This is a genomic window from Paracoccus sp. P2, from assembly GCF_046335115.1.
Classification (GTDB): Bacteria; Pseudomonadota; Alphaproteobacteria; order Rhodobacterales; family Rhodobacteraceae; genus Paracoccus; species Paracoccus pantotrophus.
Genome location: NZ_JBGOSN010000021.1, coordinates 1 through 12193, shown reverse-complemented (window position 1 = coordinate 12193; position 12193 = coordinate 1). Strand labels below are relative to the sequence as shown.

At 69.8% G+C, this 12193-nt stretch carries 12 protein-coding genes and 1 tRNA gene; 7 read left to right on the top strand and 6 right to left on the bottom strand.

Annotation, left to right across the window (positions count from 1 at the left end):
- Positions 1–76: 76 nt before the first annotated feature.
- Together ACDP63_RS14265 and ACDP63_RS14260 are read right to left on the bottom strand one after the other, a co-directional pair.
- Positions 77–865 (bottom strand): metallophosphoesterase family protein, encoded by a 789-nt coding sequence (locus ACDP63_RS14265; protein ID WP_028710305.1) that lies wholly within the window; start codon positions 863–865, stop codon positions 77–79.
- The gene (locus tag ACDP63_RS14260; protein WP_024844237.1) at positions 862–1824 is read right to left on the bottom strand and encodes a diacylglycerol/lipid kinase family protein; all 963 of its coding nucleotides are present in this window, start codon (positions 1822–1824) and stop codon (positions 862–864) included. Before ACDP63_RS14260 ends, ACDP63_RS14265 begins: the two co-directional genes overlap by 4 nt.
- A gap of 376 nt (positions 1825–2200) precedes the next feature.
- On the opposite strand from ACDP63_RS14260, the gene ACDP63_RS14255 reads away from it, so the two are divergent.
- Genes ACDP63_RS14255 through ACDP63_RS14245 form a run of 3 tightly spaced genes read left to right on the top strand, consistent with a single transcriptional unit; the run spans position 2201 to position 4826 of the window.
- Entirely contained in the window at positions 2201–3409 is a 1209-nt protein-coding gene (locus ACDP63_RS14255) for an isochorismate synthase MenF (protein WP_231493214.1), read from the top strand.
- A complete protein-coding gene (locus tag ACDP63_RS14250) occupies positions 3409–4065 on the top strand; it encodes an isochorismatase family protein (RefSeq protein ID WP_028710303.1) in 657 nt (218 codons plus the stop codon). The genes ACDP63_RS14255 and ACDP63_RS14250 overlap by 1 nt, the downstream gene beginning before the upstream one ends.
- Positions 4056–4826 (top strand): 2,3-dihydro-2,3-dihydroxybenzoate dehydrogenase, encoded by a 771-nt coding sequence (locus tag ACDP63_RS14245; protein ID WP_024844234.1) that lies wholly within the window; start codon positions 4056–4058, stop codon positions 4824–4826. The genes ACDP63_RS14250 and ACDP63_RS14245 overlap by 10 nt, the downstream gene beginning before the upstream one ends.
- 38 nt (positions 4827–4864) lie before the next feature.
- Here ACDP63_RS14245 and ACDP63_RS14240 read toward each other — a convergent pair whose 3' ends face one another.
- Positions 4865–5107 (bottom strand): phosphopantetheine-binding protein, encoded by a 243-nt coding sequence (locus ACDP63_RS14240; RefSeq protein ID WP_249038335.1) that lies wholly within the window; start codon positions 5105–5107, stop codon positions 4865–4867.
- A gap of 11 nt (positions 5108–5118) precedes the next feature.
- Positions 5119–6738: a (2,3-dihydroxybenzoyl)adenylate synthase gene (locus ACDP63_RS14235; RefSeq protein WP_409928137.1), complete on the bottom strand. Its 1620-nt coding sequence runs from the start codon at positions 6736–6738 to the stop codon at positions 5119–5121.
- A gap of 187 nt (positions 6739–6925) precedes the next feature.
- On the opposite strand from ACDP63_RS14235, the gene ACDP63_RS14230 reads away from it, so the two are divergent.
- Together ACDP63_RS14230 and ACDP63_RS14225 are read left to right on the top strand one after the other, a co-directional pair.
- On the top strand, positions 6926–8275 hold the full coding sequence (locus ACDP63_RS14230) for a condensation domain-containing protein (protein ID WP_024844231.1): 1350 nt from the start codon (positions 6926–6928) through the stop codon (positions 8273–8275).
- Positions 8276–8317: 42 nt separating this feature from the next.
- Positions 8318–8827, top strand: a complete 510-nt coding sequence (locus ACDP63_RS14225; RefSeq protein ID WP_231486697.1) for a GNAT family N-acetyltransferase — start codon at positions 8318–8320, stop codon at positions 8825–8827.
- Here ACDP63_RS14225 and ACDP63_RS14220 read toward each other — a convergent pair.
- Positions 8769–9203 carry a hypothetical protein gene (locus ACDP63_RS14220; RefSeq protein ID WP_024844230.1) on the bottom strand — a complete coding sequence of 145 codons (435 nt, stop codon included), beginning with the start codon at positions 9201–9203 and terminating at the stop codon, positions 8769–8771. The two genes, ACDP63_RS14225 and ACDP63_RS14220, sit on opposite strands and share 59 nt — an antisense overlap.
- On the bottom strand, positions 9196–9816 hold the full coding sequence (locus ACDP63_RS14215; protein WP_024844229.1) for a DUF5671 domain-containing protein: 621 nt from the start codon (positions 9814–9816) through the stop codon (positions 9196–9198). The genes ACDP63_RS14220 and ACDP63_RS14215 overlap by 8 nt, the downstream gene beginning before the upstream one ends.
- Before the next feature lie 210 nt (positions 9817–10026).
- Between ACDP63_RS14215 and ACDP63_RS14210 the strand changes: the two genes are divergently transcribed.
- Positions 10027–10101 (top strand) — tRNA-Gly (locus tag ACDP63_RS14210).
- Positions 10102–10386: 285 nt separating this feature from the next.
- Entirely contained in the window at positions 10387–11649 is a 1263-nt protein-coding gene (locus tag ACDP63_RS14205) for a class I SAM-dependent methyltransferase (RefSeq protein ID WP_024844228.1), read from the top strand.
- Positions 11650–12193: the final 544 nt, after the last annotated feature.

Below are 12193 nucleotides of genomic sequence, written 5' to 3'. Positions count from 1 at the left end.
TTTTCCCCCGCGCCCCTCGGGCCCCTCGATGGGGCCCGAGGGGCGCTCCCCCAGGGTATTTATGGAACGAAGAAGATCAGGCCGGGCGCCAGAGCCCGTCCCGGCGGGTGAATCGCAAATGCTCGGGCGGGCGGAAGCCGGGCTCGGTCATGGGCGCGACATGGCGCTCGACCAGCAGGTCGGGGCCGGCGAAATCCAGCACGGCGAATTCGTTCTGCCGGTCGCCGGGCCGGTCGCACAGCGCGGTGCCGGCCTGGACTTGCAGGATCGGCCGTCCCCGCTTGCCCAGAAAGGCGCCGATCGACCACAGGTGCAGGTGGCCGCTCAGGACCAGTTGCACGCCTTCGGCCTGGAAGCCGGCCAGCGCCGGGGCGGCGCCCTGCATCAGCGCCTTGTCCACCTGCGGGCGCTGCTGCATCGGGTGGTGCAGGGCGACGATGTTGATGCAGGCGGGGTCGAGCCCGGCGATCACCCGCGCCACCTGGGCCGGCGTGACGATGCCGCGTTGCCAGGCCATCGGATCGACGCTGTTGACGCCTTGCACCCGCAGGGTGCCGACATGGCCCACGGGCTCGAGGTTCTCGGCGATGGCGCGCCGCCAGCGGCGCCAGGGGCGCAGCATCCGGTCCGCCAGCTTGTAAAGCGGGATGTCGTGGTTGCCGGGCACCGCCAGCAGCGGCGCCTCGATCCGGCGCAGGAAGGCCGCGGCCTGGGCAAATTGCGCCGAGCGGCCGCGATGGGTCAGGTCGCCCGTCACCACCACCAGATCGGCGCGGGCGGCGTTGATGCGGTCGATCAGCGGCTCGACCAGCGGCTTGCGCTCCAGCCCGAAATGCAGGTCCGAGAGATGCAGGATGCGCGTCATCCGGCATCCCGCCCGCCGCTTTCGGCCGGGACCAGCACCTTCAGCGCGTCGTGGCGCACGCGGATGCGAAAGGGCGAATCCATCCAGGTCTTTTCGCCGTCATGGGCGACATATTCGTGGCGCGGCACGGTCTCGAGTTCGAAGTCATCGGCGCAGATCAGGTCGAAATCGGCATAGCGCGCCGATTTGCCCAGGGCCAGCCGCAACGCCGAGCGCACCAGCGGCCCCGGGCGCTTCGCCCGCGCCACCAGCAGCGCCAGCTGGCCGCGCCGCACGCAATCGGCCCCCTCCAGCCCGAATGCGTCCAGCTGATAGGCGCTTTTCGCCACGAAGGCCAGGGCGGTGGTGAAGTGCCGCGTCTTGCCATCCGCGTGTACGGTCAGGCGCAGCGGGCGACGCAGCGTCCACAGCGCCGCCACCGCCGACCAATAGGCCGCCAGCCGCGACCGGCCCCAGCGGCGATAGATGCTTTCGCGGCGGCGCAGGATCTCGGGATAGGCGCCGAAGCTGACATTGTTGAGGAAGACCATGCCATTCATCTCGCCGACATGGACGCGGCGGATGCGGGGCGCATCGAAGATCGCCAGCGCCGCGTCGACCGTCTCGCCCGAGCCGAGGTCGCGGGCGAAATAGTTGAAGGTGCCGCCGGGAATCACCGCCATCGCCGCCTCCGTGCCCGCGATCGCGCCGGCCACGGCGGCCTGGGTGCCGTCGCCCCCGGCCGCGACGATCAGGTCGAAGCCCTCGGCCACCGCCGCGCGGGCCATGGCGGGCAGGTCGGCGCCCTGTCCGGTGCCGCGGAACTGCAACTCGGCCACCCGGCCCTGCAAGGCCCTGCGCAGCTTGTCTGCGATGTCGTCGCCCGCCTCGCGGCCCGAGCCCATGTTCACGATCGCGCAGACCCGTGCAGCCGCGAGGTCGAAATCTGGGCCTTCTGCCGGGTCGTCCTGACGGTTCATCCCCTTGGTCCTTCCGCATTGTCACCTTTCCCGAACCCGTCCGCCCGGCGCCCAGTTCCGGCTCTGCGGAGGGCGGAGTCGCGGCAATTCGCCGGCCCGCGCTAATCCTGATCTTTTTACTTGCCTTTCCGGGTCCGCTTTGACAGATTGCCGGCGGGAAGCTGAAGGGCGGGATTTCCGGACCGCCGTCCGATTGGCCGTGCCCCTTGGGGATCGCGGCGATGCGCCACCCGAGACATCGTTTGCCAAACCCTGCGCAGGAGAGTTCTGCCCCGGATATGATCGCAGCATCATCCATGTCTGCACGGCCCGCGCCAGTTCCAATGCCGTGGGCCGCCGCCGGGATCGGGGACGAAATTCCTTTGAAACGAGATGCATGATGAACATCCGCCTGTCCGAGGCGCCGCGCAAGACGGCGTCGCCTGTGCCTGATCCGGTTCTTTTCGGTTTCGACGGCCCTTCGGGGCGTATCCAGGGGCGCGGTCCCGCGCGGCGGATCGCCGCCGGGAATGCCGCGACGCTTGAGGCGCGGGTGGCTGCGGCCCTGGCCGGGGTCGCGCCGGACGCGGTGATCGGCGGCGCCTTGCCCTTCGACCGCGAGGCGGGGGATTGCCTGTGGCATTGCCGGCGCAGCGAGGCGTCCGCGCCCGGCGGCGCCGCGCTGCAGGGCCTGCCGCTGCCGGGCTGGCGCCTGACGGCCGAGCCCGCCGCGCGGGACTATGCCGGCGCCGTCGCCCGCGCGCTCGGCATCATGGCCGAGGAGGCCGGCAGCCGCGATGCGCTGGAAAAGATCGTGCTGGCGCGCACGCTGCTGGTCGAATCTGCCGCGCCGATCCCGGTCGAGGCGCTGATGGCGCGGCTGCATGCAGACCGCAGCGTGACCGCCTTTCGCGTGGCGTTGCCCGCCGGGCCCGAGCATCCGCAGGGCCGCGCGCTTTGTGGCGCCACCCCCGAACTGCTGGTCGAGAAGCGCGGCCGGACCATCGCCTCGCATCCGCTGGCGGGCTCGGCGCGCCGGCTGGCCGACCCGGTGGCCGACCACGCCGCGGCCGCGGCCTTGTCCGGCTCGGCCAAGGACCACCGCGAACATGCGCTGGTGGTCGAAGCGATCCTGGACACGCTGGCCCCCTGGTGCCGCGAGCTGGGCTGCCCCCAGGGCACCTGCGTCACCTCGACCCGCAGCATGTGGCACCTGGGCACCCGGATCGAGGGCAGGTTGAAGGATGCGGACACGCCCTCGGTGGTGCTGGCCTCGGCGCTGCATCCGACGCCGGCGGTCTGCGGCGTGCCGATGGGGCGGGCGGCGGGCTTCATCAAGGCCCTTGAACCCGTGGCGCGGGATTTCTATGCCGGCGCGGTCGGCTGGTGCGACGCAAGCGGCGACGGCGCCTGGTATGTCGCCATCCGCTGCGCCGAGATCAGCGGCCGGCAGGCTCGGCTTTACGCCGGGGCGGGGATCGTTCCCGGCTCGGACCCGATGGCCGAGGCTGCCGAGACCGGCGCCAAGTTCGGCGCGCTTCTGGCCGCGCTTGGCCTGCCGCAGGACGCGGCACTGCAAGGCGTGGCCTGCAACGGAGATACCTGATGGCCCTGCCCGGCATTGCCCCCTATGCACCCCCGACCGAGGCCGAGCTGCCCAAGGCGCGCGGGCCCTGGCAGCCCGAACGCGACCGGCTGGCGCTGCTGGTCCATGACATGCAGCGCTATTTCTGCCGCCCCTATCCCGAGGGCGCGCCGCTGGCGCCGGTGGTCGGCAATATCGCGCGGCTGGTCCATGCGGCGCGGGCGGCGGGCGTGCCGGTCTTCTACACCGCGCAGAAGGGCGACCAGTTCCGCCCGGATCGCGGGCTTCAGGCCGATCTCTGGGGGCCGGGCATGAGCGCCGTCCCCGAGCATGAGGAGATCCTGCCCGAACTGGCCCCGGCGGCAGGCGACATCGTGCTGGTCAAGCATCGCTACAGCGCCTTCCAGCGTTCCAACCTGGAACATCTGATGCGGGCGCGCGGCCGCGACCAGCTGATGATCTGCGGCGTCTATGCCCATATCGGCTGTCTCGCCACCGCCGTCGAGGCGTTCCAGCGCGACATCGAGGCCTTTGCCGTGGCCGATGCCCAGGCCGATTTTTCGCGCGAGAAGCAGGACATGGCCATGGGCTGGATCGCCGCCACCTGCGGCGTGGCCCTGTCCACCCGGCAGGCGCTGGCCGCACTGGAAGCGCAAGAGGTGAAGTCATGCGCCTGACCGGATTTCAGGGCCGGACCGCCATCGTCACCGGCGCGGCCGGCGGCATCGGCCGGGCCGTGGTCGCCGCGCTGCTGGACGCCGGCGCGAAGGTCGTCGCCAGCGATACCGAGTCGGCGCTGGCCGCGAACCCGGTCGCGGGGGCCGAGAACCGGGCGCTGGACGTGCGCGACGGCGATGCCGTCGAGGCGCTGGTGGCCGAGGTCGAGGCGGCGCATGGCCCGCTGGGGCTAGGCGTCCATGCGGCCGGCGTGCTGGCCATCGGGCCGCTGCTGGACCTTGCGCCCGAGGAATGGGAGCGGGTGATCGGCGTCAATGCCCGGGGCACCTTCAACATCACCCGCGCCTTCGGCCGCGCCATGGTGCGCAACGGCGGCGGCGCCATTGTCGCGGTCAGCTCGAACGCGGCGGGGATTCCGCGCCTGAACATGGGCGCCTATGCCGCCTCGAAGGCGGCGGCGACCATGCTGGTCCGCTGCCTGGGGCTGGAACTGGCGGCGCAGGGCGTGCGCTGCAACATCGTCGCGCCCGGCTCGACCCTGACGCCGATGCAGACCGGCATGTGGACCGAGGACGGCGGCGCCGGCGAGCGCGCGGTGATCGAGGGCAGCCTGGACGCCTATCGCACCGGCATCCCGCTGAAGAAGCTGGCGACGCCCGAGGACATCGCCGGCGCGGTGATGTTCATGCTGTCGGATCAGGCGGGCCATGTCACCATGGCCGACCTGTATGTCGATGGCGGCGCGACGCTGCGCGCCTGACCCGCTTCACGGCCGGCCCGTCACGGCCGGCCCGTCGTTCACAGCCGCGACGAAATCAGCGCCCACCAATTGTCCAGCGACGGCTCGCGGGCCAGTTCCTCGAAGCTGGCCTCGATGCCCATCTGCTTCAGTTCGGACGAAAAGGTCATCACCGCGATCGAATCGAGCCCGTAAAGGACGAGGTTCTCGCCCGGCTCGATCTCGCAATCGTCCTCGATCATCGCGGCCACGCGGGCGGCCAGCCATTCGGGGCTGAGATCGGTCTTTTCGGCACTATCCATCATTCGTCCTTTCAGGCGGTTTCGGCCACGAGGCTGTCGCGCAGGCGGCGCTTGTCGATCTTGCCCACCGCGGTCAGCGGCAATTCGGGCAGAAAGCGGAAACGGTCGGGCAGCTTGTATTCGGCCACGCCCAGTTCCAGCAGGTGCCGGCGCAGCGCCGGCGGGGAAAGCTTGCCCGCCCCCTCGCGCAGCACCAGGAAGGCGCAGCTTTTCTCGCCCAGATGTGCATCGGGCGCGGCGACCAGCGCGGCATGGGTGATGTCGGGATGGCGGACCAGCAGGTTCTCGATCTCCTCGGCGGCGATCTTCTCGCCGCCGCGGTTGATCTGGTCCTTGATGCGGCCGACGACGCGCAGGTTGCCGCCCTGTCGCACCACCACGTCGCCCGAGTAATAGAACCCTTCGGCATCGAAGGCTTTCGCATTGTGGTCCGGGCTGCGGTAATAGCCGCGGAAGGTATAGGGGCCGCGGGTGGCCAGCGCGCCCGGCGTGCCGTCGGGGACCGGGTTGCCGTCCTCGTCCAGGACGCGGACCTCGTCGTCGGGGCTGATCGGGCGGCCCTGGGTGGTGAAGATCACCTCCTCGGGATCGTCCAGCCGGGTATAGTTCACCAGCCCCTCGGCCATGCCGAAGACCTGTTGCAACCGGCAGCCCAGCAGCTTGGGGACGCGCCGCGCCATCGCCTCGGCAAAGCTGGCGCCGCCGACCAGCATCAGCTCCAGGCTGTCCAGCATGGCGCGGCGGGCGGGATCCTCCTCGACCGCGCGCAGCCACAGCGCCGCGGCGGGCGGCACCAGCGGCGCCATGGTGATGCGCTCGCGCGCGACGATGTCGAAACAGGTCAGCGGCTCGGGGCTGGGGGCCATGACCACGGTGCCGCCGGCATGGAACACCCCCAGCGTGCCCGGCGAGCTCATGGTGAAGTTGTGCCCGGCCGGCAGGGCGCAAAGAAAGCGCGTGGCCGGGGTCACGCCGCAGATCTGGACGCTGGCGCGGATGCTGTAGTCGTAATCGTTATGGGTGCGCGGGATCAGCTTGGGCGTGCCGGTGCTGCCGCCCGACAGCTGAAAGAAGGCGACCTGGTCGGCCGGGGTCGGCCCCGCGCCCTCGGGCAGGTCGCCGTCAGGGGTCAGCCAATGCGTCAGGCTGCGCTCGGGCTCGTCCTCGCCCAGAAGCAGCAGATGCGCGACGCCGCCGGCCCGCAGTTCCTGGGCAAAACCGTCGTCGCGGAACAGTTCGTGGTCGCGCGCGGCGATGACCACCCGCGGCGCGATCTGGCGGACATATTCGGTCAACTCCAGCCGGCGATGGCTGAAAAGCGCATTCACCGGCGCCACCCCGATCCGCAGAAGCGCGAAGAAGGCGACGAAGAACTCGGCCACGTTCGGCAGTTGCACCAGCGCGGTATCGCCATGGCCCAGCCCCTGCCGTGCCAGGCGCGCTGCCAGGTTGCGCGACAGCCGGTCCAGCTCGGCATAGCTGAAGCGGCGCGAACCGCAGACCAGCGCCTCGGCCTCGGGGTTGGCGGCCAGCTGTGCGTCCAGGATATGCGTCAGCGGCTGGTCGATCCAGTAACCGGCCTCGCGATAGCGTCGGGCGAGGTCTTGCGGCCAAGGGCTGAATTCAATCATGCGGATACCTGCTTTTACGGCAATGAGCCGACGAAGGCGCCTGCGGCGCCTTGACGGAAGGCAATTGTTGAGTATTTTTATCCCGCTTTCTCTCTTGAAGCAAGCCAGCCGCATCCATCTTCGGATGCAACCACGCCAGCCTTCTCTCGTTCAGACCGCCAGACCCTGCGACGGGGACAAGGATTTCATGACGCATCATCACGCCGAGGGGCTTTGGCTGCCCCTGACGCTGGCCCAGCTGGATTTCTGGGAGGAGTTCCGGCTCCATCCCGGCGAGGCGGTCTCGACCGTCGCCCATGCCATCGAATTGCGCGGGGTCGCGGATCCCGAGGCGCTGGCCCGCGCCATCGAGGCCACCATCGCCGAGACCGACATCATGGCCTTGCGCTTTGCCCTGGGCGCCGATGGCCGGCCGGTGCAGCGGGTCGATCCCGCGCTGCGGCCCGCGCTGCGGCGCATCGACCTGTCGGACCGCGCCGATGCGCGTGATCACGCCTTTGCGCTGATGCAGGCGGACGTGGACGCGGCGCTGGACCTGCTTGGCCAGCCCATTGCGGCGCAATGGCTGATCCGGCTGTCCGAGGGGCATTACCTGTGGTTCAACCGCGGCCATCACATCGCGCTGGACGGCTATGCCATGGGCCTGGTCGAGCGGCGCTGCGCCCAGCTTTACGCCGCCCTGGCCGAGGGCGCGGATCCTGGCCGGCCGCTGCGCCCGCTGGCCGATTATCTGAACGAAGAGACCGACTATCGCGCCAGCCCGCGCCATGCCGCCGACGGACGGCATTGGGGCGGGGTGCTGGCGGCCGAGCCACGCCCGCGCGTGCTGCGCAAGGGATCCGAGGATTATCCGGCCGAGGCGCTTTGCGCCGCGCATGACCTCTCGGCCCTGCGCCCGGCGCTGATGCGGCAGGCGCAGGCGGTGGGCATGGGCTGGCCGGACCTGCTGACCGTGCTTTGCGCGGCCTGGGCGGCGCTGCGCCTGCGCGACGGCTCGGCCTCGCGCCTGTGCGACGAGCGCGGTGGCATCGCGATGCCGGTCTGGCTGCCCTATATGAGCCGCATGGGCAGCGTTGCCGTCTCGGTCCCGGCGCTGGTGGTGAACATCCTGCCGCTGGACGCGAAGCTGCACCCGGCCGAACCGCTGGCCGAGGCGCTGGCCCGGCTGGGCGCGCGGCTGCGCAAGCTGCGCCGGCATGGCCGCTATCGCATCGAGCAGATCGCCGAGGATTACGGCATGGAGCCGCGCAGCCGCTTCTTCTTCTCGCCGCTGATCAACGTGCTGCCCTTTGACGAGGCGCGCTTCGCCGGCTGCGAGACCACGCGGCACGTGCTGTCGAACGGGCCGGGCGACGGGTTCAACATCACCATCCGCGGTGATGGCGAGGCCCGCGGGCTGGAACTGCTGGTCGAGGCCGACCCGACCCTGACCCCGGCCGGGGATTTCGCCGCGCTGGCCCGGGGCCTGCCGCTTTTCCTGGCCGGGGCGCTGGCGTCCGAGAACCTGTCGCGGCCGCTGGCGGACCTGCCGGCCTGACTGCCCCGGCGCAAACTGCGCCCAGGGGCAGGAGGGGATGGGATGGACAGCGACGACATGCTCCTTGCCGCGGCCGGCGATCTGGCGGTGGTCGAGGAACTGGTGAGCAGTGCCTATGGCCATTCCGTCGCGCGCATCGGCCGCAAGCCGGGGCCGATGCTGGATGACCATGCCGCGCGCATCGCGGCCGGCCGGACCCACCTGCTGGAACGGAACCGCGCGGTGCTGGGCCTGATCGTGTTCATCCCGCAGGCCGATGCGCTGCTGGTCGAGAACGTGGCGATCTCGCCCGCCGCGCAGGGGCTGGGGCTTGGCCGGCGGCTGATGGATTTCGCCGAGATGCGTGCCCGCGCGGCGGGCCTGCTCCGGCTGCGGCTTAATACTCATGTGGCATGGTCGAGAATCAGGCGATCTATGCCCGGCTCGGCTATGCCGAGACCCGCCGCGTCCACGAAGCCGGGCTGCACCGCATCTATCTGGAAAAGCTTTTGGCCTAGTCGCGATAGGGGATCGTCGCCTCGGCGCCCGGCCGCTGCGGCCCGGTCGGGATGAAGCTGCGCGTGCTGCACCCCGCCGCGTCGCGATCCCAAGGACCGGAGCGCGGGGGCTGAGGCAGTTCGAACCCGGCGCATAGCCGGTAGCTGCGCGGCCCTGTTACCGCGTAGCGATAGGGCGCGCCGGTAAAGGGATCGGCCAGCCGCACCTGCCAGTCGCATTGCGGCGTGGTTTCCAGCGTCTCGGGCAGGCGGTCGCCGTTCTCGCGCGCCAGGCAGACCACCAGCCGGCCCAGGTTGGCCAGGTCGCTTTCGCGCTCGCGGTCGCGGCGTTCCTTGCGGGCATGGCCGGGGCCGCCGGTCAAGGCCAGCCCGGCGATGACGGCCGCCGCGGCCAGCAGCGCGATGGCGATGGTGGCCCAGCCCTTAGTCATTCAGCTCGTCCCGGTAATAGGCGAAGACCAGCCCCGCGACCCCGGCGACCAGGGCCGCCTTGGCGGCGAAACGCGCGGTCAGCTCGCCGTTGAGCAGCGTGTAGATGACATAGATCCCGTCCGCCAGGAACACCAGCGCCACCACCAAAAGCGTCAGCGAGGCGAACCATTTGCGCACCAGCGACCGCCGCCGCCCGCCGTCGCCCAGGCTCATCCGCGACACCTTGCGGTTCAGCATCACGAACAGCGGCACGAAGGCGATCAGCGAGGCGATGGACCAGCGCGCCGCGCTGCCCGGCCCGTAATAGCGGCTGTCGGCCGGATCGGGAATCAGCCGGTCGATCAGTGCCATGCCCAGCTCGCAGACATGCCAGCCGATCATGCCTAGGGACAGGAACAGCAGGCCGTAGAGCAGCGCCTCCTGCGCCGAGGCATAGGGGCGCGGCCGCGGCACCGGCGGCAGGCCGGGCGCGGTTTCCCAGCCCTCCAGCGCCTCGTCGATCTCGGGCGCGGACCAGCCGGCATGGGCCAGCGCCCGGCCGATCTCGTCGCGCTCGCCGCCCTGCGCAAGCGCCCGGCGGACATAGTCGGAAAGCTGGTCGGACGGTTTCATCGGCACCCCATGCCTGGCTGGCGTCTGGCCGGCAGGTTTCGGCAAGCCGGCGGCGCGGTCAAGCCCGCCAAGGCTGCGGCCGGGCGCAATTTTCCTCGCCGGGCCGTGTCGGCGAAAATTTTCCCGGCGGCGCGATTTTTCCCCTTGCACCCCCCGGCGCGCTCCCATAAATGACGCCTCACCGAAGGCGAAGCGCCATCGGGACGGAGCGCGGGCGTAGCTCAGGGGTAGAGCATAACCTTGCCAAGGTTAGGGTCGTGAGTTCGAATCTCATCGCCCGCTCCAAAATCTTCCTTCGGGAACAGCGAAAAGCGGCCTTCGGGCCGCTTTCGGCTTTTCCGGCTGCCGCTTTCCGATCCCAGCCGCTCTTTTCCCGCATCTTGCCACGGGTGCGGGATCAACCTGCGGCAGACCGTTCACCCTGCCTCTGGCCATTTTCGGCGAATCGGCGCTAGTATGGCAACCGGAGTTGCCCCGGCTGCCACATCCGGGACAGTCGTCAGGAACAAGCTGCCGCGTCTCGCAACCACGCCTCCCCCGAATCGCGGCCAGCCCAAGCGTGAGGTGATCATGCCGGCTCTGGAAGCTCTGATCGAACGGAAACTGCAACAGCTCTCGGTGCCGCTGGCGGTCCGCTTGCCCTCGGGGCGGCAACTGGGCCCGCCCGATGCGCGCGTGACCATCGCCTTCAAGGACATGGGCGCGCTGGCGCCGCTGGCCTCGGCCCGGCTGGGGCGGCTGGGGGACGAGATCGTCCGCGGCCGCGCCCGGATCGAGGGCTCGATGCGCGACCTGATGCGGATCGTGGCGGCGCTGGTGCCCGGCGGCGGCCAGCCGATCCAGCCCAAACCCTGGCAGCGGCTCTTGTATCATGTGAACTCGCTGCTGCGTCACAGCCGCGACCGCGATGCAAGGCAGATCCGCGCGCATTACGATGTCTCGGACGAGTTCTATGCGCTTTGGCTCGACCCGCGCCGGGTCTATTCCTGCGCCTATTTCGTCGAGCCGCAGATGACGCTGGCGCAGGCGCAAGAGGCCAAGCTGGACCTGATCTGCCGCAAGCTGGACCTGCGACCGGGCGAGCGGTTCGTCGACATCGGCGCCGGCTGGGGCGGGCTCTTGCTGCATGCCGCGCGCCATTACGGCGTCGATGCCACCGGCATCACCCTGTCGCAGAACCAGTTCGACCATGTCAGCCGGATCATCGCCGAGGAGGGCCTGGGCGAGCGGGTGCGCATCCGGCTGTGCGATTATCGCGACCTGGTGCCCGACCGGCCCTTTGACAAGCTGGCCTCGGTGGGCATGTTCGAACATGTCGGCCGCGCCCGGATGGGCACCTATTGCGACACGCTGCGCCGGCTGCTGCGGCCGGGCGGGCTGGCACTGAACCACGGCATCGCGGCCTCGGGGCTGGACGATGCGATGGTGGGCGGCGGCCTGGGCGATTTCATCGAGAAATACATCTTTCCTGGCGGCGAGCTGATCCATGTCAGCCAGGCCATCCGCAGCCTGTCGCAGGCCGGGCTGGAAATGGTCGATACCGAGAACCTGCGGCCGCATTACGCCCGCACGCTCTGGGCCTGGTCCGACGCGCTCGAGGCGCAGCTGCCCGAGGCCGAGCGGGTGCTGGCCCGCTCGATGCCGCCCGAACGTGCGGCCGAGGTGTTGCAGGCTTATCGGCTGTACCTGGCCGGCTGCGCGCTGGCCTTCGAGCAGGGCTGGGTGGCGCTTTACCAGATCCTGCTGATCCATCCCGACCCGGCGCTGGCGACGCCGGACCTGCCGGGGGCGCAATCCACCTATCCTTTCCGGCGCGATCATATCTATCGCTGATCCGGCCCGCGCGACCGGGCAGGGGTTTCCGCCGGGGCGCCGTCGGCCGCTGTCTCCGGGCGCCGGCACCTGGCGCTGCCTCGCGCGGCCAGCACTGCGGGGTTGACCTGCGCCGGGGATCTTTTTGCCATCTGCAATTCGAGCTCGCCCTAGCAGCAACTGCCTCCATATCGCCTTTCTGTTCGCCAAGAGCCCCGCGCGCTTATTCGATCTGCTGATCGCTCAGCATAACAGGTGGCCGGCCGAGCCGGCGGCCTATATTCTTGGCAGCATTCAACCCGGTCTCGGTGCGCCCATTGATTGGCGCCCTCTCGAATTCAGCCGGTGCAGCCATGGCATGAAAGACCAGCCGCCTCCTGATGAGTTGATGTCTCCCGCTGCTGCAAACGAACCGAACTGAACTGTTCGGGACAAAATGTCACATTGAACCTGCCCTTGTTCCCGACTCTGTTGCACAAATTGACTGACGGTCAGAGTTCCCCTTTCCCCCGACGGAGTCATCCCACGGCTTGAGTTTCGGGTATGCCGAGTGCGGTGAAGCCGT